At 65.8% G+C, this 25,605-nt stretch carries 26 protein-coding genes and 1 other RNA gene; 9 read left to right on the top strand and 18 right to left on the bottom strand.

Features of this window, described 5'->3' with window-relative positions; translation table 11 throughout:
• Positions 1 to 22 precede the first annotated feature (22 nt).
• From FS388_RS02280 to FS388_RS02270, 3 genes are all read left to right on the top strand, one after another.
• On the top strand, positions 23 to 1,066 hold the full coding sequence (locus FS388_RS02280; protein WP_146339296.1) for an NAD(P)-dependent alcohol dehydrogenase: 1,044 nt from the start codon (positions 23 to 25) through the stop codon (positions 1,064 to 1,066).
• A gap of 499 nt (positions 1,067 to 1,565) precedes the next feature.
• Positions 1,566 to 1,796 (top strand): hypothetical protein, encoded by a 231-nt coding sequence (locus tag FS388_RS02275; RefSeq protein WP_146339294.1) that lies wholly within the window; start codon positions 1,566 to 1,568, stop codon positions 1,794 to 1,796.
• 5 nt (positions 1,797 to 1,801) lie between these two features.
• Positions 1,802 to 2,536, top strand: a complete 735-nt coding sequence (locus FS388_RS02270; RefSeq protein WP_146339292.1) for a hypothetical protein — start codon at positions 1,802 to 1,804, stop codon at positions 2,534 to 2,536.
• 848 nt (positions 2,537 to 3,384) lie between these two features.
• Here the strand turns inward: FS388_RS02270 and ssrA are convergent.
• The 11 genes from ssrA to FS388_RS02215 form a co-directional block, all read right to left on the bottom strand.
• Positions 3,385 to 3,758: a transfer-messenger RNA gene (ssrA, locus tag FS388_RS02265) on the bottom strand.
• Between the two features lie 98 nt (positions 3,759 to 3,856).
• Positions 3,857 to 4,198, bottom strand: coding sequence for a CrcB family protein (locus tag FS388_RS02260; RefSeq protein WP_146339290.1), 342 nt, complete (start codon positions 4,196 to 4,198; stop codon positions 3,857 to 3,859).
• Positions 4,195 to 4,704, bottom strand: a complete 510-nt coding sequence (locus FS388_RS02255) for a CrcB family protein (RefSeq protein WP_168198565.1) — start codon at positions 4,702 to 4,704, stop codon at positions 4,195 to 4,197. The genes FS388_RS02260 and FS388_RS02255 overlap by 4 nt, the downstream gene beginning before the upstream one ends.
• A 14-nt stretch (positions 4,705 to 4,718) precedes the next feature.
• Positions 4,719 to 5,417, bottom strand: coding sequence for a metal-dependent transcriptional regulator (locus FS388_RS02250; RefSeq protein WP_168198564.1), 699 nt, complete (start codon positions 5,415 to 5,417; stop codon positions 4,719 to 4,721).
• Between the two features lie 10 nt (positions 5,418 to 5,427).
• Entirely contained in the window at positions 5,428 to 6,264 is an 837-nt protein-coding gene (locus FS388_RS02245; RefSeq protein ID WP_146341830.1) for a metal ABC transporter permease, read from the bottom strand.
• Positions 6,264 to 7,028, bottom strand: a complete 765-nt coding sequence (locus FS388_RS02240; protein ID WP_146339286.1) for a metal ABC transporter ATP-binding protein — start codon at positions 7,026 to 7,028, stop codon at positions 6,264 to 6,266. Before FS388_RS02240 ends, FS388_RS02245 begins: the two co-directional genes overlap by 1 nt.
• Positions 7,025 to 7,981 carry a metal ABC transporter solute-binding protein, Zn/Mn family gene (locus FS388_RS02235; RefSeq protein ID WP_146339284.1) on the bottom strand — a complete coding sequence of 319 codons (957 nt, stop codon included), beginning with the start codon at positions 7,979 to 7,981 and terminating at the stop codon, positions 7,025 to 7,027. Before FS388_RS02235 ends, FS388_RS02240 begins: the two co-directional genes overlap by 4 nt.
• 54 nt (positions 7,982 to 8,035) lie before the next feature.
• Positions 8,036 to 8,851, bottom strand: coding sequence for a histidinol-phosphatase (hisN, locus tag FS388_RS02230; RefSeq protein WP_146339282.1), 816 nt, complete (start codon positions 8,849 to 8,851; stop codon positions 8,036 to 8,038).
• 117 nt (positions 8,852 to 8,968) lie between these two features.
• Entirely contained in the window at positions 8,969 to 10,060 is a 1,092-nt protein-coding gene (gene rsgA, locus FS388_RS02225) for a ribosome small subunit-dependent GTPase A (RefSeq protein WP_146339280.1), read from the bottom strand.
• Between the two features lie 4 nt (positions 10,061 to 10,064).
• The gene (aroA, locus tag FS388_RS02220; protein WP_246836270.1) at positions 10,065 to 11,327 is read right to left on the bottom strand and encodes a 3-phosphoshikimate 1-carboxyvinyltransferase; all 1,263 of its coding nucleotides are present in this window, start codon (positions 11,325 to 11,327) and stop codon (positions 10,065 to 10,067) included.
• Positions 11,328 to 11,404: 77 nt separating this feature from the next.
• Positions 11,405 to 12,058 (bottom strand): DoxX family protein, encoded by a 654-nt coding sequence (locus tag FS388_RS02215; RefSeq protein WP_168198563.1) that lies wholly within the window; start codon positions 12,056 to 12,058, stop codon positions 11,405 to 11,407.
• Between the two features lie 171 nt (positions 12,059 to 12,229).
• Here FS388_RS02215 and FS388_RS02210 point away from each other — a divergent pair, with 171 nt between their 5' ends.
• Positions 12,230 to 12,895, top strand: a complete 666-nt coding sequence (locus FS388_RS02210; RefSeq protein ID WP_246836269.1) for a sigma-70 family RNA polymerase sigma factor — start codon at positions 12,230 to 12,232, stop codon at positions 12,893 to 12,895.
• A gap of 47 nt (positions 12,896 to 12,942) precedes the next feature.
• Positions 12,943 to 13,209: a mycothiol system anti-sigma-R factor gene (gene rsrA, locus FS388_RS02205; protein WP_146341827.1), complete on the top strand. Its 267-nt coding sequence runs from the start codon at positions 12,943 to 12,945 to the stop codon at positions 13,207 to 13,209.
• A gap of 60 nt (positions 13,210 to 13,269) precedes the next feature.
• On the opposite strand, the gene FS388_RS13405 is transcribed toward rsrA, so the two are convergent.
• From FS388_RS13405 to FS388_RS02195, 3 genes are all read right to left on the bottom strand, one after another.
• Entirely contained in the window at positions 13,270 to 13,344 is a 75-nt protein-coding gene (locus FS388_RS13405; protein WP_371708771.1) for a 50S ribosomal protein bL37, read from the bottom strand.
• Between the two features lie 38 nt (positions 13,345 to 13,382).
• Entirely contained in the window at positions 13,383 to 14,000 is a 618-nt protein-coding gene (locus FS388_RS02200) for a GDSL-type esterase/lipase family protein (RefSeq protein ID WP_146339276.1), read from the bottom strand.
• A gap of 91 nt (positions 14,001 to 14,091) precedes the next feature.
• Complete coding sequence (locus FS388_RS02195) at positions 14,092 to 17,973, bottom strand: multifunctional oxoglutarate decarboxylase/oxoglutarate dehydrogenase thiamine pyrophosphate-binding subunit/dihydrolipoyllysine-residue succinyltransferase subunit (protein ID WP_146339274.1); 3,882 nt, start codon at positions 17,971 to 17,973, stop codon at positions 14,092 to 14,094.
• A gap of 155 nt (positions 17,974 to 18,128) precedes the next feature.
• Here FS388_RS02195 and FS388_RS02190 point away from each other — a divergent pair, with 155 nt between their 5' ends.
• The 3 genes from FS388_RS02190 to FS388_RS02180 all read left to right on the top strand — a co-directional run bounded on the left by FS388_RS02190 (position 18,129) and on the right by FS388_RS02180 (position 21,982).
• The gene (locus FS388_RS02190) at positions 18,129 to 19,433 is read left to right on the top strand and encodes an IMP dehydrogenase (protein WP_146339272.1); all 1,305 of its coding nucleotides are present in this window, start codon (positions 18,129 to 18,131) and stop codon (positions 19,431 to 19,433) included.
• Positions 19,434 to 19,520: 87 nt separating this feature from the next.
• Complete coding sequence (locus tag FS388_RS02185) at positions 19,521 to 20,921, top strand: hemolysin family protein (protein WP_146339270.1); 1,401 nt, start codon at positions 19,521 to 19,523, stop codon at positions 20,919 to 20,921.
• The gene (locus FS388_RS02180; RefSeq protein WP_146339268.1) at positions 20,918 to 21,982 is read left to right on the top strand and encodes a hemolysin family protein; all 1,065 of its coding nucleotides are present in this window, start codon (positions 20,918 to 20,920) and stop codon (positions 21,980 to 21,982) included. Before FS388_RS02185 ends, FS388_RS02180 begins: the two co-directional genes overlap by 4 nt.
• A gap of 32 nt (positions 21,983 to 22,014) precedes the next feature.
• Here FS388_RS02180 and FS388_RS02175 read toward each other — a convergent pair whose 3' ends face one another.
• Complete coding sequence (locus tag FS388_RS02175) at positions 22,015 to 22,446, bottom strand: HIT family protein (RefSeq protein ID WP_146339266.1); 432 nt, start codon at positions 22,444 to 22,446, stop codon at positions 22,015 to 22,017.
• A gap of 67 nt (positions 22,447 to 22,513) precedes the next feature.
• Here FS388_RS02175 and FS388_RS02170 point away from each other — a divergent pair, with 67 nt between their 5' ends.
• Positions 22,514 to 22,930, top strand: coding sequence for a Fur family transcriptional regulator (locus FS388_RS02170; RefSeq protein ID WP_146339264.1), 417 nt, complete (start codon positions 22,514 to 22,516; stop codon positions 22,928 to 22,930).
• Positions 22,931 to 22,940: 10 nt separating this feature from the next.
• Here the strand turns inward: FS388_RS02170 and FS388_RS02165 are convergent, their stop codons facing one another.
• The 3 genes from FS388_RS02165 to FS388_RS02155 are packed head-to-tail and all read right to left on the bottom strand — an operon-like array spanning position 22,941 to position 25,568.
• Complete coding sequence (locus FS388_RS02165) at positions 22,941 to 23,819, bottom strand: metal ABC transporter permease (RefSeq protein ID WP_246836268.1); 879 nt, start codon at positions 23,817 to 23,819, stop codon at positions 22,941 to 22,943.
• Positions 23,816 to 24,646 (bottom strand): metal ABC transporter ATP-binding protein, encoded by an 831-nt coding sequence (locus FS388_RS02160; RefSeq protein WP_210410219.1) that lies wholly within the window; start codon positions 24,644 to 24,646, stop codon positions 23,816 to 23,818. The genes FS388_RS02165 and FS388_RS02160 overlap by 4 nt, the downstream gene beginning before the upstream one ends.
• Positions 24,639 to 25,568 carry a metal ABC transporter solute-binding protein, Zn/Mn family gene (locus FS388_RS02155; protein ID WP_146339262.1) on the bottom strand — a complete coding sequence of 310 codons (930 nt, stop codon included), beginning with the start codon at positions 25,566 to 25,568 and terminating at the stop codon, positions 24,639 to 24,641. Before FS388_RS02155 ends, FS388_RS02160 begins: the two co-directional genes overlap by 8 nt.
• Between the last annotated feature and the right edge of the window lie 37 nt (positions 25,569 to 25,605).

The following is a 25,605-nucleotide window of genomic DNA, read 5'->3' as shown; positions in this document are numbered from 1 at the left end:
GCCACAGCTTGAGGAGAGAGACATGAAGGCACTCCGCTACGTCGCCGTCGGCCAGGCCCCTGAGATCCATGAGGTGCCCACGCCTGATCCCGGGCCGGGGGAGGTGCGCGTGCGCATCACCGCCGCCGGAGCCTGCCACTCCGACAGCTTCGTCATGAGCCTCACCGAGGAGCAGTACCAGGCGTTCGGGTACCCGCTGCCGATGACTCTCGGCCACGAAGGTGTGGGCGTGGTGGACGCGCTGGGCGAGGGCACCACGGGCGTTCAGGTCGGCGAGTCCGTGGCCGTCTACGGACCCCGCGGCTGCGGCCGCTGCCATGCGTGCGCTGAGGGCCAGGAGAACTACTGCCCCCATGCGGCCGGTATGGGCATTGTGCCCCCGGGCCTGGGTGTGGACGGCTCAATGGCTGAGTACATGATCGTCTCCGATCCGCGTCTGCTCATTCCCCTGGGCGATCTCGATCCCGTCCAGAGCGTCGCGCTGACTGACGCCGGACTGACTCCATACCACGCGATCAAGGGGTCGCTGGATCTGCTCGTTCCAGGCAGCGTTGCTGTGGTCATCGGGGTCGGCGGGCTCGGGCACATCGCCGTGCAGCTGCTGCGTCGCCTGACCTCGGCCACTGTGGTGGCGCTGGACGTCACCGAGAGCAAGCTGGAGTTCGCCCGAGAGGTCGGGGCGCACTACGCCTACCTCTCCGACGAGAACGCTGCGGAGGCGCTGCGGCGCGACGTCACCAGTGAGCCCGTGACCGCAGTCTTCGACTTCGTCACCAATGAGCCGGTCATGAAGATCGTCGATGCCGTGAGCGGACCGCGGACTGACATTGTGCTGGTGGGCGCCGGCGCCGTCACCCGCCCGGTCGGCCTGCTCGGCCAGCCCTTCGGCTCACGCCTGCGCGCACCGTACTGGGGCTCGCGTCCTGAGCTGATGGAAGTCATCGAACTGGCTCGGACCGGCCAGCTGACCGTTGACACCGAACAGTTCAGCCTCGACGACGCTCCGGAGGCCTACCGCAAACTCCACGACGGTGAGCTGCGGGGCCGCGCGGTCATCGTTCCGTGATCACATGAGGGGCGAGGGCCAGAGGTGTGCTCGCAAGAATGCTGCGGTACGCCCTGCGGTCCGCGGCGCTCGCCCTCGCGGTGATGCTCGCACTCGTGATCTACGGGTTCGGCTGCTCGTGCTCCATGAGGGACTTTTAGTCCTATGGGTGACCTACAGTCGAGGTCTCGTCGCAATCCGGCCGACACTGTGCAACTGAGATGCCATTGAAGGAGGAAAGCGTCTACCGGCGGTGCGGCGAAGGTTCGAATCGATCTGCGCAACGTGGGGTGAAGTATGCTGACATTCGCCTGTAAATTACCTTTGTGTAGCCTGAGATTGTGAGTGTTGGCGCGTGACAAATAGTTCGTCTAAGGAATCCGCACCCTATGGTGCCGAGAGCCCTAAGGGCTTCGGTAATGCACCTGAACCTGCGAAACCGCGAAGCCGCTCTCTTTGTAGCGGCCTTCGCCTGCGGGTGGTCATCTTTCTGGGAGTGGGCGCTGGTCTCATCGCATTCGTGGCAGCGAATAGCGCCAAACTCGGGGACTTTGATAAGGCGCGCGAGGAAGTCGTCACCGCTCAGGTCTACGCGGAGGAACTCCTTAACCAAGCGGGCTCGCTGGAGCCCGAAATAGCAGCCGACCTGCAGGGACGTCTCGCTCACATGGAGGAGCTGCTGGGGCAAGGCGATCCGTCGCTGCTGAGCTTGGGCGTGGATCTCGGGCCTTTGGCCTCGCCAACAGTATGAGAGGGATGGACGTACCAACGGTCTCGCTGGAAGAAGCGGTTGCAAAACGCGAGTCATACGAAGCTCAAGCGGAGGACGCGCAAGATGAGCTTGCTGAGGCAGAGGAAACGCTGGAGTCGACGTCTGGTGAAGTCTCGGACGACGACGTGCACGTTGAGCTGTCCGCGCGGATCGAAGAGCTGAACGAGGCCTTGAACACTGAACCCGATGACACCAACGGAGAGTCTTTTGAGGCCTTGACACTTGAGGTCTCAGGGGCCGTGGACGAGGTGCTTGAAGCGCTAGAAAGCGTTTCGGAAAGCCACGACGCATGGACTCAAGCTGAGAGGGAACGTAAAGAAGCGGAGCGTCAAGCCGAAGAGGAGGAAGCGCAGACCGACCCGGCGAACTACGGATCGCCCTCTGACCGCGAGTGGGCCCTCGTCGAGCGTGACCCGGACTCCTACATGGGCGAGAAGTATGTACTTTATGGGCACGTGACCCAGGCGGACGCTGCGACGGGAAACATTAGCATCCGCGTGAACACGGGTCCGGCTCGAGAGTACCGACGCTACAACTACGACGTAAACACTGTCGTTGTCACCGGACGCGATGACGTCTTTTCTGACGTAGTCAAGGACGACCACGTCAAGATGCTTGTAGAGGTCGGAGGAGCATTTCGGTACGACACCGCAATCGGCGGCTCCACCACCGCCGTGATGGCGACGGCCTTCGATGTTGAGGTAATTGGCCAGTTCTGAAGAACGCGTCAATCCAATCGCGGCCGACGACTGCCTCCGGGAGGGAAGGTCCGGGTCTAGAGGCATCACGGGTGTGCGAACCGACTACTAGCGATCCACGATGCAAGGCGTCGGCTCACCAAGCCCGGGGAGGCTAACCGGCGACCCGCCGTGCTCCCAAATGACCGAGTGAGTGGCAGATGCGAAAGAACGCGAACGACACCTGGGCAGAGCATGACGCAGAATGGAGCGGTCAGCAGGGAAGGCGGTGTGCGTGGGGTCAATGGGTAAAGAGGAGGGCTACCCCTCCCTCGTTCCCCATTGATCTCAAGTCCTATTGGACAAACCCCTTCACAAGGGGACCGCGGGAAGTCCGCTCTACAAGCGCGCTGCCCTTCCATTGCATGGCAAAAACAGGGTGCGGTTAGATGATGCGTCCCTTCCGTAGAGGCTTTGGCTTCAGTGATCTTCGACGATTACGACCCATACGCGAAGTGAGGCCGCTAGGTTGGCAGTCCTCCACCACAAACCTTCACGCGCCTGTCGGGCACTGACGGCAAGGTGGCCTCTGCCCGAGTGGATTCGCCCCTAAGCCGACACTCGGGTACAGCCAGCTTCCGGGTGCTCACTTACTGCCTTCAGCTCCGCCTCAGGAGGCCTGGAGAGTCTTACCCGGGCGGTTCCTAAGTCTCGGACGCTTAGCTATCGCTCCATTCGGGCTCCCCGCTTCTACCACCGAAAGCGCGAGTGACTGATTGTAAGTGCCTCCAAATGTATGGTCGCGATGCAGTTAGTGGAGAAAATCCCTGCAATGACAGGGGATGGGAATCGACACAAAAAGCCCGACTAGGCGAACCTAGCCGGGCAATCTGTGGAGACGGCGGGAATCGAACCCGCGTCCGATCTGGCTTTGCATGGGCTTCTACGTGTAGTCAGCTCATCGCATCTCGACCTCAGGCGTCATACTGACAAGCGCCTGAGCAGGTCCAGCCGCATAAATTGTCGGAATCGGACCCTGCGGCCAGGTCCTCATCCCAGTGGCTATCTAGCTGATGCCAGGCACTGAGTCGATAGCAAACTCAGGCTGACAGACTCGCGGTCGCTGCTGTTATGCAGCGAGGGCGAAGCCAGTGCGCTTAGATTCGGCACTTATTAGGTTGCACAAACGGTTTTAACGTGGTCGCTTGGCATCCACGACACGCTTCCCCATGCTCAACTCAGATCGTCGAAACCGATCGTCCCCATATGCTGTTGCCAAACTGGCCCCGGTTCCCCGGAGACCGTCACTATAGGATAACCGCGAATCCGGGTGCAACATTCCCGCCGGCCGCTAAGCGGTGATCAGGACCCCGAGCACCGCCGCTCCCAGCCCGGCTCCAGCGTGAGCAGCCCACAAGCCGGCAGCCGCCCAGCGCCGCCCGTCCAGCCACACAGCAGCGCCGACCGCAGGGACACCGTCGCGAATGTCGTGAGAGCGCTGAAGACGCCCACTGCGAGCACCGTCGCCAGCTGCTCGTCCAGCCCGCTCCCGGAGACCAGCAGCCCGTACAGGATCCCCGCGCCGAAGCAGCCCAGAGCATTCGCTGCGAGCAGACCTGCGGGCAGGTACCGATCCAGCAGATAGCGGACGGCCGCGCCGAATGCGCCGCCCACAGCTATTCCCAGCACCACAGCAGCGGTCATTCGGAAGCCTCCCGACGCGCATCATCATCCAGCTCCGGCATCCCCTCGCCAGGGTCGATCACTTCGTTCTCATCAGTCGGCTCGGGGACGCTGTCGAAGATGGCTTGGCCTACGGTGATCCCGCACCCGGCGGCCGCCGTGCCGAACAGCACTGCGATGATGAGGTAGGCCATCATCTCCAGAGGGTCAGGGATCAGACTCGGGCCGCCCTCAGCGAAGCTCCCGCCCAGGAGCGACGGGCCAGCCACCACCATGACCGCCGAGAGGGTCGTGAAGGATCCCAGAAGCCCCGTGCCAAGCACCGGCATCACCCAGTCTCCTGGGCGACGGACACGAATCATGCCCACCAGCAGGCCCAATCCCGCCGAGCCTGCAATGTTCACGGCGAACGTCGTCCACGGGAATCGCATCTCAGCCTCGCCGACCAGCTGCCCGGCAGCCAGTCGCAGCAGCGTTCCGGCTGCCCCAGCGGCCGCCACCGCCAGGACCAGGGCTGCAGTCCTCATCGCACCGCTACGACTCATGCGGCAGTGCTCACCCGCACAGCGTGGGCCACGTCGTGGGAGAGGGAGAATCCGGATCCCGCTCCGCCCGCAAGCGTCACCTCACCATCGAGGGCCTCCAGCACCTGCACCGATGATCCGATCGTGACCTGCTGCTCGGCGAGGATCCGCAGGGCCTCGGGCACGGCGTCGTCGACCTGCTCCACCACGGCCTGCGTCCGGCCCGGCACCTGGCACAGGCGAGTCGTCGAGGGGTAGTGCATCTTGAGGTCCTTCGCGGGAATCGGATCGCCGTGTGGGTCCGAGGCAGGACGTCCGAGCCGCTCATCGAGCCTGTCCACAAATACTTCGGAGACGGCATGCTCCAGGCGCTCCGCCTCTTCGTGCACTTCGTCCCAGCCGTAGCCGAGCTCATTGACCAGCCAGGTCTCGATGAGTCGGTGGCGCCGGACCATCGCCAGCGCCAGCCGGTGCCCCGCGTGGGTCAGGCGAATGGGGGCATACGGCTGATGGTCCACCAGGCCCAGCTCCGCCATCTTCTTGACCATGAGAGTCACTGACGGGTTGGAGACCCCGAGCTTCTTGGCCAGTGCGCTGGCAGTGACGGCAGCCCCCTCCCACTCGGCGATGCCGTAGATCGTCTTCGCGTAGTCCTCGACGCTCGTGGTGGCTGCGGGGGCATGCGTGGACTGTCCCTGGGCAGAGGTTCGCGGCATGATGCCCAGTCTACGACGCCGGGGTCCGGCGGCTGCGGAGCCTGCGCACACTCGCCAGTCCGTAGGCGATGACGAACTGAGCGGAGGCGGCGAGCACGATCGAGGCGCCCGTGGCGACGTCCAGCCAGTAGCTCGCATACACACCCACCACCGCCGAGATGACGCCCACCGCCGTGGAGAGCATCAGCATGGTGGTGAACCGCCGGGCGACCAGGAAGCTCGCCGCCCCCGGAATCACCAGCATCGCAACCACCAGAATCACCCCGAGCGTCTGCAGGGACGTCACCGCTGTCAGGGCCAGCAGCACCAGCAGGACCCCATGCAGGACCCCCACCGGCAGGCCGACTGTCCGGGCGTAGGTCGGGTCGAAGGCCACCAGCGTGAAGTCGCGGCGCTTCAGGAGCAGCACCAGCACGGTCAGGGTCCCCAGTGCAGCGACTTGGTAGAGGTCGGTGCGGGACGTGCCCAGGACATTGCCGAAGAGGATGTGCTGCAGGTGGGTGGAGGTCGTCACCGTGGAGATCAGGACCAGGCCGGCGGCGAAGAGCGAGGTGAACACCACGCCGATCGTTGCGTCCTGCTTCAGCCGAGTGGTTCGGCCCAGCGCACCGATCAGCACCACCGCCAGCATCCCGAAGACGAAGGCGCCTGCCCCCAGGGGCACTCCGATGATGAAGGCGAGGACCACCCCAGGAAGGATCGAGTGAGCCACAGCCTCGCCGATGAGCGACCAGCCCATCAGTACCAGCCATGACGAAAGCATGCCGCAGACCGCGCAGGCGACGACGGCCACCAGCAGCGCATTCTGCATGAAGGGGTACTGCAGAGGGGTGAGAATGGCCTCCATCACTGCGCTGACCCGAGCTCTCCGCCGATGGCGGCGCCGAAGGCCAGCGCCAGGTTGGTCTCGGTCAGGACCTCCTCGGGCCGGCCCGAGGCCAGGATCCGGCGATGGAGCAGAAGCACCTCATCGGCCAGGGCCCGCACCCCCTCCAGATGGTGCGTGGACACCAGCACTGCGGCACCGCTGCTGCGCAGTCGCCGCAGCACGCGCGTGATGAGCTCCTCCGATCCGCGGTCGACCCCCGCGAACGGTTCGTCCAGCAGCATCAGAGGTGCCTCCTGCGCGAGGGCGCGCGCCACAAATGCCCGCTTGCGCTGCCCCCCGGAAAGCTGACCGATCCCGCGCTGACGAAGCTCCAGAAGGCTCACATCCGCCAGCGCCTGCTCCGCCGCGGCGCGGTCCGCCGCGGAGGGCCGACGGGTCAGGCCCTGATGGGCGAAACGACCCTGCATCACCACTTCCTCCACGGTGATGGGAAAAGCCATGTCCACCGCATCCTGCTGCGGCACATAGCTGACCCGGTTGTGCCGCCGCGCCGCCGCAGGGCGCTCGCCGAAGAGATGCACCTCCCCGGCAGAGGGAGTCACCAAGCCCAGCAGGACGCTGAAGAGCGTGGACTTGCCTGAGCCGTTGGCTCCGAGCAGTGCTGTGATGCTCCCCGGGCGGAGGCTGAAGGAGATGTCCTCGAGAGCGGTCACCCCCGAATAGCCGGCCGTCAGGGCAGACACCACCGCGGGGTCATGCCCAGGGCCGGCTGCAGAGGTCATTCAGCGGCCTCGAGGATGGTGGTCATGTTGTGCTCCAGCAGGTCGAGGTAGGTGGGTGCGACGCCGTCGGCCTCGGTGAGGGAGTCGACATAGAGGGTCTCGCCGAGCTGGGCTCCTGTGGCCTCAGCGACCTGTCTCTGCGGGCCGTCGTTGACCGTGGACTCGCAGAAGATCGTGTCGACGTCGTGGGTCTGGACGAACTCGATCTGAGCCTCCACCTGCTGGGGCGAGCCCTCATCCTCGGCATTCAGGGGCCACAGGTAGTGCTCCGTGAGCCCGAGATCCTCCGCGGCGTAGCTGAAGGCGCCCTCGCAGGAGACGACGAATATCTCTGAGCCGACGCTCTGGGCGCGCTCCTGGGCACTGGCGGACAGCTCCTCGAGCTGGCCCCGCAGTTCGTCCGCGTTGTCCTCAAAGAGTTCGGCCTCCTCGGGAACCAGATCCGCCAAAGCAGCTTCGATGTTGTCGACGTAGGTCAGGGCCTTCTCCGGAGAGAGCCACGCGTGAGGGTCAGTGGGCATCTCCGCTGAGTCGCCCTGATCATCGGGATGGCCGGGGACGCGCGTAATGGGGTGCGCGTCGATGCCGTCAGTGGCAGTGACCACGGGTGCGTCACCCTGAGCGATGAACTGATCGAACCATTCCTCGAGTCCCAAGCCGTTCTCGATGACCAGGTCGGCGTCGCTTGCCGCAGCCACATCTGAGGGGGAGGGGTCGTACTCATGCACCTCGGCCCCCACCGGGGTGATCGACTGCACCTGCACAGCGTCATCGGCGATGTGAGCGGTTATATCCTCCAGCACGCTGAAAGTCGTCAGCACCAAGGGGTTCTGGGAGTCGGCCTCGGAGCCGTCCTCACCGGCGCAGGAGGTGACAGTCAGGGCCGATGCGAGCAGAGCTGCTGGGACCGCTGCGCGTGGAGCGCATCGCGCGGGGCTCGTTGAGTGCAGCATAGAAAAAACTCTAGTTTAGTGGTGACTAAAAAGTCTACCGATCAGCTGTTCGGCTCAGGCGATGGGTGTGGCCGCGTCGGGTGCCAGCGCTGCCAGAGCCGCCTCGTGGAGGAGGCCATTGGTGGCCAGAGCATTCGCGCCGCTGCACCCAGGGTCTCCGTCCAACGAGGTGAAGCGCCCGCCCGCCTCCGTCACGATCGGCACCAGTGCCGCCATGTCGTAGAGCTCGAGCTCGGGCTCCGCCGCGATGTCCACCGCGCCCTCCGCGACCAGGCAGTAGGACCAGAAATCCCCATAGGCACGCGTTCGCCACACGGTCTCTGTGAACTCTAAGAAGTTGCGCGAGCGGCCAAGGTCTCTCCAGCCGTCCAGGGAGGAGTAGGAGAAGGATGCGTCCTGCGCAGCCGAGACCTTCGAGACGCTGAGCTGCTTGGCCTGCGCCAGCGATTTCCCCGTATATGCGCCGCCGCCCTGAGCAGCCCACCAGCGGCGCCCCAGCGCAGGCGCGGAGACCACACCGACCACAGGCTCACCATGATCCAGCAGGGCGATCAGCGTTGCCCAGACCGGGACTCCCCGGATGAAGTTCTTCGTTCCGTCGATCGGATCGAGCACCCAACGCCGGGGCCCGGACCCTGACTCGCCGAACTCCTCGCCGTAGACCGCGTCGCGTCCGCGCACCCGGCCGAGCTGGCTGCGGATGAGCTCCTCGGCCTGCCGGTCCGCGACCGTCACAGGAGACAGATCCGGCTTGGTCTCCACCTCAAAGTCCAGCGACCTGAAGTAGGACATATTCTGCGAATCCACAGAGTCGGCAATCATATGCGCCAGGCGCAGGTCATCGGTGTAGGGGCTGGAGGCGATGCTCATGAGCTCAGGCTACGTCGACACCTGCACCAGCCGGCATATTTGGGCCCCACGGCGGGCGATTCGCCTCCCTCAGGGCCAAAGTAGGGCAGCAGAGACTGTGTGATGCGGACCTGGCGCTCAGGCGCCGAGCCTCTTCTCCGCCGGGCCCTCCTCTGCGCCGGCGAGCGAACTCAGGAGACCCCGGAGGCTCGCCAGACGAGCGGGCCCATGCTCCCCGGCACCGCCCTGCTCCACATAGGCATCCAGGGCGCACCCCCCGGCGGGAGACTCATGCGTGCAGCCCGGCTCGCAGTCGACAGACCCCTCCACGAGATCCTCGAAGGCGGACAGCACATCGTCAGGGTCAACATGAGCCAGCCCGAAGCTGCGCACCCCGGGAGTGTCGATCACCAGGCCCGTGCTGCCCAGTGTGAGAGCCACCGCGCTTGAGCTCGTATGCCGGCCGCGCCCGGTGACGGCGTTGACGCCGCCGGTGGCCCGATCCGCCCCCGTCAGCTCATTCACCATCGTCGACTTGCCGACCCCCGAATGCCCGATCAGTGCGGTCACATGACCGCTCAGAAGCTCACGCAGAGACGCGACGGAGGCTGGGTCGAGCCCATCGCCCTCCGCCTCGTCAGCACCCGACCGGGCGGACACCACGATCTCCAGGTCCAGTCCCCCGTAGTGGCTCACCAGCCCTGCAGGATCCGAGGCGCTCTCCGCCAAGTCGCCCTTCGTGACGAGAAGGACCGGCCGAATGCCAGCCTCGAAGGCCGCCACCAGAGCGCGGTCGATGAAGCCGGTCCGCGGCTCCGGGTCAGCCGCAGCCACCACAATCAGAAGTTGGTCGGCGTTGGCCACGATGACTCGCTCCGCATCGTCGGTGTCGTCTGCGGAGCGGCGCAGCAGCGAGGACCGCTCCTCGATCCGGACCAGACGTGCCAGCGAGCCCTCGTTGCCCGAGGTGTCGCCGACCAACCCCACCACGTCACCCGCGACCACAGGCGTCCGGCCCTCCGCCGAGCGACGCATGGCCTTGCCTCGCATGGCCGTGACCGGGCGGGAGTCATCAAGCATCGACACGGTGTACCGGCCCCGATCCACCTGGACCACCCTGCCCAGCTCAGCATCGAGATGCGACGGGGCGTCCTTCGTGCGCGGGCGGGATCCCTTCTTATTGGGCCGAATCCTGGCCCGAGACTCATCCCAGCTGTCCCACTTGCTCATAGCGTCAGCTGACCAATGCCGCCCAGCGCGCGGGGAAATCCGGCATCGTCTTCGCTGTGGTGCCGATGTCGTCGACCTCCACACCATCGAGAACGAGTCCCATCATGGCGCCGAACGTCGCCATACGATGATCCGCGTAGGCACAGACCACGGTCCCATGCTGCGCGGGGGCCGTGACGCGGAATCCATCCTCAGTCTCCTCCGCGGATCCGCCCAGGCGACGGATCTCCGCCACGAGCGCCGCAAGCCGGTCTGTCTCGTGGCCTCGGAGGTGCTGCACCGAGGTGAACGTCGTCTCGCCGTCCGCCGCGGCGGCCAGAGCAGCCACCGTCGGGGTCAGCTCGGCGGTGCCGTCCACCGTTCCGGGGCTGACCAGCCTCTCGGGGCCGCGCACCGTCAGGGTGCCGGTGCTCTCCGAGGTAGGTGCAAGAGTCGTCTCACAGCCGAAATCCTCCAGCAGCCGGGGCCAGCGCCGGCCGATCTGCGTCGACTCCAGCGGCCAGCCCTCCATCGAGACCTCGCCCGCCGTCAGAGCTGCCGCGCAGAGGAAGGGGCCCGCGTTCGACAGGTCAGGCTCCACACGCACTGTAAAGCCGGTGATCTCGCCCGGCTCCACCCGCCAGGCGAACGGGGCCGGAGACGATGCGCGAGCACCCACCTCCTGAAGAACCGCCATCGTCATCTCCACGTGCTCGAGCGAGGGAACCTGCGCCCCCGAATGGCGCAGCGTGAGCCCCTCGCGGAACAGGGGCGCGGCCAGGAGCAGCCCGGAGACAAACTGGCTGGAGGCAGAGGCGTCGATGGTGACCTCGCCGCCGACGACGCCCCCTGCGGGGGGATGCACCGTGAAGGGCAGGAACCCGGGCTCTCCGTGCTCCTCGATCTCTGCCCCCAATGCGCGCAGGCCGTCGAGCACCGCTCCCATCGGGCGAACGCGCGCTTCAGGGTCACCGTCGAAGCGCACTGCCCGGCCCGTGAGAGCCGCAACCGCCGGAAGGAAGCGCATGACGGTGCCGGCGAGTCCGCAGTCGATCTCGGCCGGACTGCCATCATCGGGGGCGTCCCACACGATGGGGGAGACCCGCAGCGTCTCCTCACCCTCCGTGTCCGGCATGCGCTCGACCGAGGCGCCCAGCACCTCCAGCCCGGCGAGCATGAGATCCGAATCCCGCGACCTCAGCGGATTGATCACGGTGGCAGGGCCTCGGCCCAAGCCTGCGAGCAGAAGGAACCGGTTCGTCAGCGACTTCGACGCCGGAACAGACACCTGCCCACGCACCGGTGCCCCCGGCCTGGGAGCATTCCAGAACGGGGGCACCGGGGTGTGAGCAGCAGCCTTCAAATTCAGGAGACCCGCTTCTTCGTGGTATTCGCGGCCTTCTCGGCCTTCTTCGCCGCCGAGCGGGCCGTCTGAGAGGCCTTCTTCTCGGCCGCCTTGAACTGCTTCTTGGCGTCGTTCTCCAGGGACTTCAGCGCCTTGGAGGCATCGGCGCCCAGACCCTCAGCCCGCTTCACGGTCTTCTCGCCGAAGCGCGCGCCCTTCTTCTTGGAGCTCTTCGCGATGTGCTCGGCCCTCCATGCCAGGGAAGGCTTGCCGTTGAGATCCACGGAGGCCAGGCCCAGACCGCCCAGGATGCCCAGGTTCTTCACCAGAGACTTGCGCTGCGCGGTGACGTCGTCCGATGTCTCGAGCGAGGCCGTGCGGTACTCCGCGTAAGCCTCCAGGGCGTGGACCTTGGCGAGCGCGAGCGCGGACAGCCGTGGGAACTTGCCGATGGCAAGGGCCGTGCCGGCGGTGATCTCGACGCCTGCGATCACATAGTTGGCCATCTTGGGATTCTGCGCTGCGGCCTCCGCCTGCGGGACGATCGAAGCGACCTCCTCGGTGACGGGCTTCAGCTGCTCGGCCGCCTCGTCCGCGTTGCGCAGGCGGTCCACGCCGTTTGCTATGAAGACGGCTCCCAGCAGGGGGCGGGCAGCTTTGCGGACCAGGGACATCGGAATCCTCCTAGAATTCGACGGCGACAGTAGGTGATCTGTCCAACTCCGTCCCCAATCTACCCATAAGAGCACAGGAATGACATGCGGGGCGTCGTCGTTGTCCCCCATATGACAGTGGCCACCTTGGAGAAGCCTGACGGTGCGCTCGGGCCAGTAGACTCGGATGTGATGAGTGAGTCCAAAGCTGACGCCGCCCACGCCCGGACCGTCGAGATCGACTCCGAACCGCCGGAGAATGCGGAGCTCGACGTCGGAGCGGAGAGCGACCGTGCGCGGCGGGTGCGGTTCGAGCGCGACGCTATGCAGTACGTCGACCAGCTCTACTCCGCTGCCATGCGGATGACGCGCAATCCCCAGGATGCCGAGGATCTGGTCCAGGAGGCGTACACGAAGGCCTATTCGGCGTTCCACCAGTACAAGCCTGGAACGAACCTCAAGGCGTGGCTGTACCGCATTCTCACCAACACCTACATCAACATCTACCGCAAGAAGCAGCGCCAGCCGCACCAGGCCAACACGGACACCGTCGAGGACTGGCAGATGGCGCAGGCCGCCGAGCACACCAGCTCAGGGCTGCGCTCGGCGGAGGCCGAAGCGCTGGACCACCTCCCCGACAGCGACGTCAAAGAGGCCCTGCAGAAGATTCCGGAGGAGTTCCGCTTAGCGGTCTACTTCTCCGATGTCGAAGGATTCGCGTACAAGGAGATCGCGCAGATCATGGACATCCCGATCGGCACGGTCATGTCCAGGCTCCATCGCGGCCGCAAGCTGCTGCGCAGTCTGCTGGCCGACTACGCCCGTGAGCGCGGATTCAGCCGAAAGGAGGGCAAATGATGGGTGAGAGCATCGATCCCGAGAAGGCCGCCCGCGCTGCGGAGGCCATGACGGACTGCCTGAACTGTGACGACGACGAGGCCCAGCAGCGCTTGGAGCGCATCTACGAGTACCTCGACGGGGCGCTGTCCTACGACGACATCCGCGAGGTGCGGTCGCACCTGGAGGGCTGTCCTGAGTGCGCCTCCAACTACGACCTCGAGTGCGTCATCCGGGACACCGTTCGGCGCTGCTGCACCGAGGAGGCGCCGGAGACGCTGAAGGTCACCATCCTGCAGCGGATCAGCACCATCCGCATCGACTCCGGACACTGACCCGAACAGAGAGAAGCCCCGCAGGATCTTGCCCTGCGGGGCTTCTTCTTGGCTTGTTGCTCAGGTGTTTGGCCGCTTGCCGTTGTTGGCGTTCTTCTTGCGGCGGTCCCTGCGCTTGCGTCCTCGCTTGCTCATAGCAGACCTCCTTCAATAGACAGCCGCATCAGTCTAACTCAGTTCGGCAGGGGCTCCCGTATGCCCAGCCAGCGGTACCAGCCTCTGTGCATCACCAGCCACGCAATCAGGGAGTAGGCGGCCTGCCCAGGCTGCCCATCGTTGGCGGCGAGGTCCTCCCTCCACTGGCCGTGGCTGACCAGCGGCGTGAAGGCGTCCACGTAGGTGTGGGAGCGTCGTGTGGCGACATCCTGCCAGGCGCGATTCAGCTCGGCGATCTGCTGGTTCATAGCGTCGTCGAGCGTCGGCACAGGCCCGAGCACCAGGCACCGCACCTCCTCCTGGGCTGCGCGGTCCAATATGTTGGCCAGGTTCAGGCGTGCGCGCGCGGACGTGGTCGCCGAGCTCAGGTCGCGGGCGTTGAGCGTCACCAGAAGGTAATTCTCCGTCTGCTCGCCGAAGCGGCGGCTCGCCTCCTCCTGCCACCGCTGGGAGAGCGCCTCAACGCCCTCATCGGGCACAGCAAGGACGAAGTGCTGCAGATTCACGGACGACAGCGGGGTCTTCGATATGACCCGTCCGAACCATCCCAGGCCTCGTGGGTCTCCGGGGCCAGTCAGCTGCTCATCGCCCACGGCCACCAGACGCATCTGCCGGGTCTCGTGTACATCCTCCATATCGGAAACACTACAGCCCTCGCCTTCCGCAGAAGGCGAGGGCTGAAAGCGCTGCTTGAAGGGCCGGCGCAGGGCCCCTGAGCGGGCGGGGTCAGTCCAGGTGGCTGAACGCCTCACCGAGCAGATCCTCAAGCTCCTTGGCGTGACGCTTGGCCTGCCCGACTGACGTCGCCGCCCCGGACGGCCGCGAGATCAGGCGCACGTCGTGGTCCAGCTGCGGCACGAAGTTCATGCCGAAGAAGGGCCACGGCCCCTGGTTGGAGGGCTCGTCCTGCGTGTAGACGACCTCGGCCTCGGCGGGGTACCTGCCCAGCTCCTTCCTGAGCGCCTCGACCGGCATCGGGTAGAGCTGCTCCAGCCGCACAATGGCTGTGGTGCTGTCGTCCCGCTTGGTCCGAGTCGCCAGCAGGTCGTAGTACAGACGACCGGAGACCAGCAGCACGCGCTTGACCTTCGAGGGCTCGACCGCATCATCAGGGATGACCTCCTGGAACGTTCCCTGAGTGAAAGCATCCACCGAGTCGGCCGCGGCCTTCAGGCGCAGCAGCTGCTTGGGCGAGAACACGATCAGGGGACGCCGCGGTCGAGCAACAGCCTGCCGGCGCAGCAGGTGGAAGTAGTTGGCGCCGGAGGAGGGCATCACCACGGTCATGTTGTCCTCAGCGCAGAGCTGCAGGAACCTCTCCGGACGTCCCGAGGAGTGGTCCGGGCCCTGGCCCTCGTAGCCGTGAGGCAGCAGCATGACCAGCGAGGAGCGCTGGCCCCACTTCTGCTCCGCGGAGGAGATGAACTCATCGATGATGATCTGGCCGCCGTTGACGAAGTCGCCGAACTGTGCCTCCCAGAGGACCAGCGCGTTGGGGTTCTCCACGGAGTAGCCGTATTCGAAGCCGAGAGCTGCGTACTCTGAGAGCAGCGAGTCGTAGATGAAGAACCGTGCCTGGTCCTCCGTGAGGTTCTTCACGGGGTACCACTCATCACCGGTGTCGCGGTCGTGGAACACGGCGTGCCGCTGCACGAAGGTGCCGCGGCGGGAGTCCTGGCCGGACAGGCGCACCTCGGTGCCCTCCATCAGCAGGGAGCCGAAGGCGGCGATCTCCGCGAAGCCCCAGTCGATGCCTCCTTCGCGGGCCATCTTCGCCCGACGCTCCAGCAGAGCCTTGAGCTTCTGGTGCGCGGTGAAGCCCTCGGGGATGTTGGTGTGGACCTCCCCGATGTGTGCCAGCTGGTCCTCGGAGATTGCCGTGTCCGTCGAGCTTCTCTCCGGAGTGTCGGTCTCCTCCTGCGAAGCGGTGGGAGCGAGATCCGGGCTCGTCGACCGCTCGCCGCTCTCGACCGTCGTCACCGGCTGCGTCTGCGCCGCGTGAGTTTCGGTGAAGACGCGCTCCAGGCGCTGACGGTAGTCCTGCAGAGCCTGGTCCGCCTCTTCCTGGGTGATGTCACCGCGTCCCACCAGTGCCTCCGTGTAGAGACGACGGGTAGTGCGCTTGGCCTCGACCAGGTTGTACATCTTCGGCTGCGTCATCGACGGGTCGTCGCCTTCGTTGTGTCCGCGTCGGCGGTAGCAGACCAGGTCGATGACGACGTCCTTGTTGAACCGCTGACGGTAGCGGAAGGCCAGCTGGGCCACGCGCGCCACAGACTCTGGGTCATCAGCGTTGACGTGGAAGATCGGAGCCTGGATGGCCTTCGCCATGTCCGTGGAGTACGTCATGGACCGCGCTGCGGAGGGCGCTGTGGTGAAGCCGATCTGGTTGTTGACCACCACATGCACCGTGCCGCCTGTGCGGTAGCCGCGCAGCTGGGACATGTTCAGCGTCTCCGCCACTACGCCCTGGCCGGCGAAGGCTGCGTCGCCGTGGATGAGCAGGGGCATCACTGAGAAGCTGCTGAGGCTGTCGCTGCCCTGGTTCAGCCTGTCCTGCTGGGCGCGGACCACGCCTTCGAGGACGGGGTTCACGGCCTCCAGGTGGGAGGGGTTCGCAGCGAGGTAGACCCGGGTGGAGTTTCCGCGGTCGGAGGTGAACTCTCCGCGGGTGCCCAGGTGGTATTTCACATCGCCCGAGCCGGTCCCGGCCTCGCGGCCTTCGAACTCGCGGAAGACCTGAGCATAGGTCTTGCCCGCGATGTTGGTGAGCACGTTCAGGCGGCCGCGGTGGGCCATGCCGATGGCCACCTCGTCGAGGCCCTCGTCAGCGGCCTCGGAGAGCATGGTGTCGAGCAGCGGGATCAGCGATTCCCCGCCCTCGAGGGAGAAGCGCTTCTGGCCGACGAACTTGGTCTGGAGGAACGTCTCGAACGCCTCGGCCGCATTCAGCCGCCCCAGGATGCGGAACTGCTCCTCGCGGTTGGGCTTCGAGTAGGGGTGCTCGATCTCCTCCTGGAACCAGTCGCGCTCCTCGGGCGACTGAAGATGCATGTACTCGATGCCGGTGTTGCGGCAGTAGGTGTCCCGCAGCACGCCGAGGATGCGGCGCAGTGTCAGGGTGTCCTTGCCCCCGAATCCGCCGGTGGGCCATTCGCGGTCCAGGTCCCACAGGGTCAGGCCGTGGGTCTCGATCTCCAGGTCCGGGTGGGTGCGCATCTTGTACTCGAGCGGGTCGACCGAAGCCATCAGGTGCCCGCGGACGCGGAAGGCATGGATCAGCTGCTGGATCCGCGCGACCTTGTTGACCTCGTCCTCAGGGTTGACCTGCACATCCGAGGACCACTGGATGGGCTTGTACGGAATGCGCAGCGCTTCGAAGACCTCTTCGAAGAAGCCTTCCTTGCCCAGAAGCAGCTCGTGGATCGTCTTCAGGAACTCGCCGGAGCCGGCGCCCTGGATGACACGGTGGTCGTAGGTCGAGGTCAGTGTGATGATCTTGGAGACGGCGAGCTTGTTCAGGGTCTTCTCTGCCGCGCCCTGGAACTCTGCCGGATACTCAAGCGCGCCGACGCCCACGATGACCGCCTGCCCCTTGGAGAGCCGCGGAACGGAGTGAACAGTGCCGATGCCGCCGGGGTTGGTCAGCGAGACGGTGGTGCCGGCGTAGTCGCCGGGGGTGAGCTTGTTGTCGCGGGCGCGCTTGACCACATCGTCGTAGGCGGCCCACCACTCGGCGAATCCCATCTGCTCCGCACCCTTGATGTTCGGAACGACGAGGGCACGGGTGCCGTCCGGGCGAGGCATATCGATCGCGAGGCCGAAGTTCACGTGTGCCGGGGTGATCATGGTCGGCTTGCCGTCGACGACGTCGTAGGTGACGTTCATCTCAGGGTGCTTCCGCAGCGCCCTGATCATGGCGTAGCCGATCAGGTGGGTGAAGGAGACCTTGCCGCCGCGAGTCCGCTTGAGGTGGTTGTTGATCACGGTGCGGTTGTCGATCAGCAGCTTGGCCGGAACAGCCCTGACGGTGGTGGCCGTGGGAACCTCCAGAGAGGCATCCATGTTCGCGGCGATAGCTTTGGAGATGCCCTTCAGGGGGGTCTTCTTGTCCTCGGCGCCGCTGGACTTGTCGCCGGGGGCTGCCTGGCGCACCGGCTCAGAGGGAATCTGCGCGCCGGTCTCGGCCTTGCGGGTGGTGGGAGTCGGAGCGGTGGGCCGTCCCTGGCTCGACGTCTGCTGGGATACTTGGGCAGTGCGCTGAGCCGCTTCCGGCTCGGCAGGCTTGGCTGTGCTGGGCGTGGTCTCTGCCTTGGACGGTCGCTGGTTGGCGGCGTCCGGCTCAGTGTCGGCGGAGGATGACTTGGAAGAGGTCACCTCCTCCTTGGGAGCGGCCTTCGTGTCGGAGGCGCTCTCCTTCTGCGTGCCGGAGGAGCCGCTCGTCGAGGTCTGGGACTCTGCGCCCTCGCTCTCCAGCCGTTGGAAGATCGTGGCCCACTTGCGGTCCACCGACTCGGGGTTATCCCGGTACTTCTCGTAGATGTCGGCGACCAGCCACTCGTTCCCGGGGAACTCTTCTGCAAGTCGGCTGGAGGTCAGTTCTGGCACGTGGATACGCCTCTTCCCTATCGGCTCGGGGTGCTCCCGGCACGTCGCTGTGCTTAATCTGTGCGAGCGGGCCTTGGCCGCCCGTCTGAGGTGCGAGGTACAGCATAGTGAGTTTCGCCACCGGGATTCCACCGGCGCCGGTATCGTGTCCCGCGATGAAACTGCTCAATGCCCCCGCTCACGATCTCACCTACTCCGACGCGTTCCTCATTCCGTCGTTCTCCGACGCAGGCTCACGCTTCCAGGTGAACTTCGCCGCCGACGACGGCACTGGCTGCTCGACGCCTCTGGTGGCTTCGAATATGACAGCGGTGACCGGCGCGCGGATGCTGGAGACGATGGCTCGCCGAGGCGGGCTCGGGGTGCTGCCTCAGGATGTGCCCGTCGCTGAGGCGGCCGAGACCATCCGCTGGGTCAAGGCCCAGCACCCCATTCTTGAGAATCCGGCGAAGGCCGGAGCCGACGCAGCAGCGCTGACGCTCACGGAGGATGACGTCGCCGACCCGGACTCGCTGCAGCGCGCCTTCGAGCGCATGCACGAGGCAGATGCCCAGAGCGCCGCTGTGTCGCTCAGCGGCGGGGGCGAGGGTCTGCTCACTGCGGCCGGTGCTCTGCGTTCGACGATCTACACGCCCAACCTGGACTGGGACGGCAGGCTGAAGGCTGCCGCTGCAGTCGGTATCAACGGCGACGTCTCCGCACGGGCCGAGACGCTGCTCGCTGCGGGAGCAGATGTGCTGGTGGTGGACACTGCCCACGGTCACCAGCAGAAGACGCTGGATGCGGTCGCTGCGGTGCGCTCGGCGCTGCGCGCCTACCCCGATGTGCCCCTGGTGGCCGGGAACGTGGTGACCGGCGAGGGCGCTGCCGATCTGATCGAGTCGGGCGCAGACATCATCAAGGTGGGAGTCGGCCCCGGCGCCATGTGCACCACCCGCATGATGACGGCTGTGGGACGGCCCCAGCTGAGTGCCGTGATCGAGTGCGCCGAGGCTGCCCATGCCGCAGGTGCCCGGATCTGGGCCGACGGCGGCGTGCGCCACCCGCGCGACATCGCTCTTGCCCTGGCTGCGGGCGCCTCCGCTGTGATGATCGGCTCATGGTTCGCCGGCACCTATGAGGCGCCCGGCGAGCTGCGCACGGATGACGCCGGACGCCAGTACAAGGTCAATTTCGGCATGGCGTCGGCACGAGCCGTGCAGGCCCGAACTGAGGGGGAGGGCGCGTTCGCGCGGGCACGCAAGGCCCTGTTCGAGGAAGGGATATCCGATTCCCGGATGTATATAGATCCGGCCCGGCCCAGCGTCGAAGACCTGGTGGACCAGATCGCCGCGGGCGTGCGGTCGGCCTTCACATATGCCGGCGCCTCCACGCAGGCTGAGTTCCGGGAGAAGGCAACAGTCGGAGTCCAGTCCGCCGCCGGCTTCCACGAGGGCAAGCCTGTCGCGAGCAGCTGGTGAGCGCGGAGAACCATCGTCTTCGTCTCCTGCGCTAGAATCCTGATCCTTATGGAGTATCGACAACGCAGCTGGGGGTGCCTCCGCTAAGTGGAGTGGATACTCCTGGGCATAGGACTGCTGCTCATCCTCGGCAACGGCTTCTTCGTCGCCGTCGAGTTCTCATTGGTGGCTCTCGACCAACCCACCGTGCAGCACGCCATCGACACCGGCGACAAGCGCGCGGTGCCCCTGATGAGGTGTCTGAAGTCGCTGTCCACCCAGCTGAGCTCCTGCCAGCTGGGCATCACGCTGAACACCCTCCTGATCGGCTACGTCTTCGAACCGGCTCTGGGGAGCCTGCTGTCCGGCCCCATGGAAACGATCGGGGTTCCCGATGCAGCGGCGGGCGCCGTCTCCCTCGTCACAGCGATGCTCGTGGCCACGGCCATGACGATGCTGATCGGCGAGCTCATTCCCAAGAACCTCGCGGTGGCGGCGGCCTTCCCCGTCGGCCGGGCGCTGGCCAGGCCCCAGCTGGTCTTCACCATGATCTTCAAGCCGCTGATCATCGTCCTCAACGGATTCTCCAACAAGGTGCTCCACCGGGTCGGCCTGGAAGTCAAGGAGGAGCTCTCAGGAGCACGGACGCCCGAGGAGCTCTCGTCCATGGTGCGGCGCTCCGCGTCGCTCGGAACCCTCGACGAGGACACTGCGGCCTTCCTGGACCGGACGCTGCATTTCTCCGAGCAGACGGCCGCGGACGTCATGACCCCCCGGCCGCGCATGGTCACGGTCGACGCGCAGGCCCCCTTGGTCGAGCTGATCGACACTGCTCGCCGCACCGGCTACTCCAGGTTCCCGGTGCTCGGCGAGGGCGGAGTCGACGACGTGCGCGGACTGGCACACGTGAAGAAGGCGGTCGCCGTTCCGCGCAGCAAGCGCGAAGGCCTGGTGGCAGCGACCGTGATGACGGAGGAGGCTGCCCGCGTTCCGGAGACTCTCCACGTCGATGTGCTTCTCGCCGAGCTGCGTGATGCTCCTCTGCAGGCGGCCATTGTGGAGGATGAGTACGGCGGCACATCCGGTGTGGTGACTTTGGAGGATGTGATCGAGGAGATCGTCGGCGAGGTCGCAGACGAGCATGACCGGCTCGCTCCGGGTGTGCTTCAGGCCGCCAACGGCGACTGGTACTTCCCAGGCCTGCAGCGGCCGGATGAGATCAACCACCAGATTCTCGAGCTCGCGATCCCTGAGGACCCGGCCTATGAGACTGCGGCCGGCTTCGTGCTCTTCAGGCTCGGCCGGGTGGCCGCTGTGGGGGATGAGGTCGATGTGGTCGGAGGGCGGCTCGCGGTGGCTGGGCTCGACGGTCGGCGCATCGACCGACTGCGCTTCATTCCTGACCCGGAGGCTCGACGGGCAGCCCATGAGGCAGCCGCGGAGCGGGCTGAGAGGCTGGCGAAGGAACGCGCAGAGCATGAGCGGGAGAGCGTGGGGGACCAGCGATGACCGCTGACCTGATGGGACTTCTGTGGCTCGTCGTGCTCCTGGCGGGCAACGCCTTCTTCGTGGCGGGGGAGTTCGCAGTGCTTTCGGCCAGGCGCAGCCAGATCGAGCCCAAGGCAGAGGCCGGCTCGGCGCGGGCCCGCACCGCCCTGTATGCCATGCAGCACGTCTCGCAGATGCTGGCCGTTGCCCAGCTGGGCATCACCGTCTGCTCCCTGCTTCTGCTCATCGTCGCCGAGCCGGCCATCCACCACCTCCTCGAGGTGCCGTTCGAGGCATCGGGCCTGCCCGATGAGGCCTCCTACGCGGTGTCGCTGGTCGTGGCTCTGCTGTTCGTGAGCTTCCTGCACGTGACCTTCGGAGAGATGATCCCGAAGAACTTCGCGGTCTCCGTCGCTGATCGGGCGGTCCTGCTGCTGGCTCCTCCCATGGTGCTGCTGTACCGCCTGACGATGCCTGTGATCTGGCTGCTGAACACGTTCGCGAACCTGGCGCTACGGGCCATGCGGGTGACGCCCCGGGACGAGGTCGTATCGACCTTCACGCTCGAAGAGATGGAGTCGATCGTCAATGAGTCCAAGCGCGGCGGCACCGTGACCGATGATGCAGGCCTCATCGCAGGCGCCCTGGACTTCGGCGGCTATCGTGCGGCTGACGTCATGGTGACGGCGGAGCAGGTGGTGACGGTGCCGGAGGACGTGACGCCCCGCCAGGTGGAGAAGGCCGTGGGCCGGACAGGGTTCTCCCGGTTCGTCGTCCTCAACGGCGACGGCGCTCATACCGGATATGTGCACCTCAAGGACGTGATGTCGCTGAACGCCTCAGCATTCGACAGCTCCCTGCCTGTCACGGCCGTACGCTCTCTGGCCAACTTCTCCGCAGCTGATGATCTCGGTGAGTGCCTGGCGTCCATGCAGCGATCCGGCTCCCATTTGGGCCGTGTGCTGGACGAGCATGGCCGAACCATCGGCATCCTCTTCCTCGAAGATGTGCTGGAGACCCTCGTGGGCGAGATCAACGACGCCACACAGGCGAGAGACTCCCGGCGTCAGCACCAGGTGTGAGCCGCGAGCGGGGGCCGCGCCTCAGCGGCAGCTCACTCTGCTGCAGGAACGCTGTCTCCGAAGCCTCGGTCCCTCAGTGCGTCCCTGAGCGTGGCGGCGGCTTGGTCCATCTTCGTCTCGTCCGGGCTTTCGAGAGCGTTCTCGAAGCTGTGGTCGGCCATCGAGTTCGACGGCCACACGTGCAGGTGCAGGTGCGGGATCTCGAAGCCCACGACGGCGAGACCGGCTCGGGCTGAGCCGAACGCCTCCACCTGCGCGGAGCCTATGCGGTGGGCCACGGTCGTCAGGTGGGCCACGAGGTCCTCTGAAGCATCGGTCCACCGGTCTACCTCCTGCCGGGGCACCACCAGGGTGTGCCCATAGGCGAGAGGGCTGATGGAGAGGAATCCGACGCAGGTCTCGTCGCTCCAGATGAACCTGCCGGGGATGTCACCGGCGATGATCTTGCTGAACACAGTGGCCATGCTCCCAGCCTAAGGCGGCGGACGTCCGAGGTGCAGAGCAGATCTGCACTGTTACCCTTCTTGGACCATGAGTGAGACGACGTCACCTCCCACCAAGGGCCGTTCAACCCGTCAGAAGCGCGCAGTGTGGGCTGCGCTGAGCTCCTTGGAGGACTTCGTCTCGGCCCAGGAGCTGCACCGCATTCTCAACGAGCGCGGCGAGAAGGTCTCCCTGGCCACGGTCTACCGGGTGCTGCAGTCCCATCAGGACGAGGGCACCGTGGATGTTCTGCGGCCCGACGACGGCGAAGCAATCTTCCGCCTCTGCGAGCGTGAGGATCACCACCACCACCTGGTCTGCCGGCGCTGCGGAGTCACCGTGGAGTTTGAGGCGCCGGACGTGGAGTCCTGGGCCACAGAGCTCGCAGCCGAGCACGGCTTCACCGACCTGCAGCACACGCTGGAGATCTTCGGCCTCTGCCAGAAGTGCTCGGCCCAGGCATAGTCCGCCCCAGTTATCGCCGCTTGGCCTTCTGGCGCCGTCCGATGAGCAGGCACACCACGTAGATGAGGAAGCTGATCGTGGTGATGTAGGGGCTGATGGGGATGGTGCCGGTGATGGCGATCATGATTCCGGCGACGGCGCTGGTCACACCGAAGGTCATGGAGAGCAGCACCACGGTGAGCGGGCGGTGGCTGATCTTCAGTGCGGCTGCAGCGGGGACTACGAGGAGCGACAGGACCAGCAGTGCGCCGACGACCTGAACACTCATGGCCACGGCGAGCCCCAGCAGAACCATGAAGCCGATGGACACCGCCGAGATCCGCACGCCGCGGGCGGCTGCGAGCTCAGGGTCCACCGAGGCGAAGAGCAGAGGCCGCCAGACCAGCACCAGCACGCATGAGATCAGGACGGCCACCGTGACGAGGGTCTGAGTCTGGATGTCATCGACCCCCACGATCTGCCCCGTCAGCAGCCCGAACTGGTTGGCGCTGCGGCCTTGGTAGAGGTGCAGGAACAGAATTCCCAGCCCCATTCCGAAGGGCATGAGCACGGCGGTGACCGCGCTGACCTCACGATCCTTGATGCTGAGGATCCCGATGAGGGTGGCCGCCGCGACCGCGCCGACGGCTGATCCGGCCACCACGTCGACCCCGATCAGCAGGGCGAGTGCGGCGCCGGCGAAGCTGATCTCAGCTATTCCGTGCACCACCAGTCCGGCGCGGCGCAGAGAGACGAAGACACCGATGATCCCTCCCATGATGCCCAGCACCGCTGCCGTGATCACTGAGTTCTGCACCAATGAGAACAGGTCCCAATACCCGTCCAGGCTGTAGGTGCCGCGCAGGCGGTCCACCAGTGCGAGCGCTGAGGAGGATCCGACGCCGCTCACCGGATGATCCCTTCCTGCGGCCGGGCCTCAGCGCTGAGATGCCCATGGTGGCCCTCGAGATGCTCCGCCATGACCACCAGGCGGCCCTTGTGCTCGATGACATCGACAGGTGCGTCGTAGAGCTCCGAGAGGACCGAGGAGCGCATCACTTCGTCGACGGTGCCGATGCGATGCTGGCCCCGAGCGAAGTAGAGGACCCGGTCGACGTGCTCAATGACGGGGTTGATCTCATGGGTGACGAAGACGACGGATGTGTCGCGCTCCACAGCCTGCCGACGGATCAGCTCCGTGATGGCCTGCTGGTGGTGCAGGTCCAACGAGGCAAGGGGCTCGTCGCAGAGGAGAGCTGAGGGGTCGCCGGCCAGTGCCTGCGCGGTTCTCAGACGCTGCTGCTCGCCGCCGGACAGCAGGCCCACCGGCTGATCGGCGTAGGGGCGAGCCCCGACCTGTTCAAGCAGGGACTCCACGGTGCTGCGGGTACGACGGCTCCTGAACGGCAGGCCCCACCGGTGCCCATCGATGCCGAGAGCCACCAGATCGCGGGCGCGCAGCGGCGTGTCCGCAGGCAGTGGGTGCTGCTGAGGAATGTATCCCACCCGTGCGGAACCTCGTCTGACGGGGGCGCCATTGATCTTTGCAGTGCCTGCTGTGAGCCGCTGAAGTCCCAGCAGGACCTTGAGAAAGGTGGACTTTCCGGATCCGTTGGGCCCCAGCACGGCGAGGAACTCCCCGGCGCGGAGGTCGAGGTTCAGGTCCTGCCAGAGTGGGCGGGAGCCGAAGGTGATGCCTGCTCCCTGCAGGCTCACGATGGGCGTCTGCTCAGCCATCCATCTCCGCCAGGGCCTCTTCGACCGTGTCGATGTTCGCGCTCATCCACTCCTGGAAGTTTGCCGCATCGTCAGGGAGCGTCTCGGTGAACTCGCGGATGATGACGCCGTTCTCCTCAGCCTGGCTGCGAATCCTCTGCGACTGCTGGGTCTCGGTCTGAGGGTTGTAGCTCAGGAGGTCGATCTCTTCGGTCAGTTCGAGCGAATCCTGGTACAGCCGGGGAGAGACGTCGTCGCCGTGCTCCACCGCTGACAGGAACTCCTCCTCCGTGCGGTTCTCGAAGCCTGCATCGTCCAGGAGGTATCCCGACACCGCCTCGGTGGCCAGATAGCTTCTGCCCTCTGCCTCCAATGCTTCGTTGCGCTCGTGCAGCTCCCGGATGTCCGCAGCCAGGGCATCGGCGTTCTCCTGGTAGGCCTCGGCGTTCTCAGGCGCGACATCGCTCAGCCGGTCGGCGAAGTCGCGGACGAACTCCTCCATCTGCAGGAGGTCGTACCAGATGTGCTCGTTCTCAAAGGTTCCGTCCCATTCGTGGGAGTGCTCGTTCTCTCCGGGGATGACCTGGTAGAGGTCATCCTCCATATCGGCGGAGGAGGCGAGCAGCGTGATGAACGAATCGTATCCGCCGCCGTTCGCCACCACCAGATCCGCGTTCTCGACGGCGAGGCGGTCCTGAGGAGTGGCCTCGTAGGAGTGCGGGTCCACAGCGGTCGACTCCACGATCGCCTGCGAGTCGACGCTGCCGCCGGCAATCTGTTCGATGAGGTCCGCATAGACGTCGATGCTGGAGATTACGGTGAGCCCCGTGTCGTCGACATCGGCGTCGCCGGCGGCCTCATCCGTCGCCGTGCCGTCTCCGGCGCAGGCTGTCAGCGCCATGGCCGCGATGCTCAGAACGGCGGCTGTGCGGGCTGTGCGCATGGGGGACCTCCTGCAGATGAGAACCAGTATCGGGAAC

It is taken from the genome of Nesterenkonia sp. NBAIMH1, assembly GCF_007922635.1.
In the GTDB taxonomy this organism is placed as follows: Bacteria; Actinomycetota; Actinomycetes; order Actinomycetales; family Micrococcaceae; genus Nesterenkonia; species Nesterenkonia pannonica.
This window is presented reverse-complemented; position numbering and strand designations above follow the sequence as displayed.

Excerpts from the sequence above, each read along its gene's own strand:
- rsgA (WP_146339280.1), bottom strand. The coding sequence starts at position 10,060 with ATGAGCAAGTGGGACAGCTGGGATGAGTCTCGGGCCAGGATTCGGCCC.
- FS388_RS02200 (WP_146339276.1), bottom strand. The coding sequence starts at position 14,000 with ATGGAGGATGTACACGAGACCCGGCAGATGCGTCTGGTGGCCGTGGGC.
- FS388_RS02250 (WP_168198564.1), bottom strand. The coding sequence starts at position 5,417 with ATGCCGCGAACCTCTGCCCAGGGACAGTCCACGCATGCCCCCGCAGCC.
- FS388_RS02270 (WP_146339292.1), top strand. The coding sequence starts at position 1,802 with ATGGACGTACCAACGGTCTCGCTGGAAGAAGCGGTTGCAAAACGCGAG.
- FS388_RS02155 (WP_146339262.1), bottom strand. The coding sequence starts at position 25,568 with ATGCGCACAGCCCGCACAGCCGCCGTTCTGAGCATCGCGGCCATGGCG.
- FS388_RS02160 (WP_210410219.1), bottom strand. The coding sequence starts at position 24,646 with ATGGCTGAGCAGACGCCCATCGTGAGCCTGCAGGGAGCAGGCATCACC.
- FS388_RS02190 (WP_146339272.1), top strand. The coding sequence starts at position 18,129 with ATGAAACTGCTCAATGCCCCCGCTCACGATCTCACCTACTCCGACGCG.
- FS388_RS02210 (WP_246836269.1), top strand. The coding sequence starts at position 12,230 with ATGAGTGAGTCCAAAGCTGACGCCGCCCACGCCCGGACCGTCGAGATC.
- FS388_RS02260 (WP_146339290.1), bottom strand. The coding sequence starts at position 4,198 with ATGACCGCTGCTGTGGTGCTGGGAATAGCTGTGGGCGGCGCATTCGGC.
- FS388_RS02215 (WP_168198563.1), bottom strand. The coding sequence starts at position 12,058 with ATGTCCCTGGTCCGCAAAGCTGCCCGCCCCCTGCTGGGAGCCGTCTTC.
- rsrA (WP_146341827.1), top strand. The coding sequence starts at position 12,943 with ATGACGGACTGCCTGAACTGTGACGACGACGAGGCCCAGCAGCGCTTG.
- FS388_RS02180 (WP_146339268.1), top strand. The coding sequence starts at position 20,918 with ATGACCGCTGACCTGATGGGACTTCTGTGGCTCGTCGTGCTCCTGGCG.
- FS388_RS02175 (WP_146339266.1), bottom strand. The coding sequence starts at position 22,446 with ATGGCCACTGTGTTCAGCAAGATCATCGCCGGTGACATCCCCGGCAGG.
- FS388_RS02240 (WP_146339286.1), bottom strand. The coding sequence starts at position 7,028 with ATGACCTCTGCAGCCGGCCCTGGGCATGACCCCGCGGTGGTGTCTGCC.
- FS388_RS02280 (WP_146339296.1), top strand. The coding sequence starts at position 23 with ATGAAGGCACTCCGCTACGTCGCCGTCGGCCAGGCCCCTGAGATCCAT.
- FS388_RS02245 (WP_146341830.1), bottom strand. The coding sequence starts at position 6,264 with ATGGAGGCCATTCTCACCCCTCTGCAGTACCCCTTCATGCAGAATGCG.
- FS388_RS02170 (WP_146339264.1), top strand. The coding sequence starts at position 22,514 with ATGAGTGAGACGACGTCACCTCCCACCAAGGGCCGTTCAACCCGTCAG.
- FS388_RS02255 (WP_168198565.1), bottom strand. The coding sequence starts at position 4,704 with ATGAGGACTGCAGCCCTGGTCCTGGCGGTGGCGGCCGCTGGGGCAGCC.
- hisN (WP_146339282.1), bottom strand. The coding sequence starts at position 8,851 with ATGAGCATCGCCTCCAGCCCCTACACCGATGACCTGCGCCTGGCGCAT.
- FS388_RS02235 (WP_146339284.1), bottom strand. The coding sequence starts at position 7,981 with ATGCTGCACTCAACGAGCCCCGCGCGATGCGCTCCACGCGCAGCGGTC.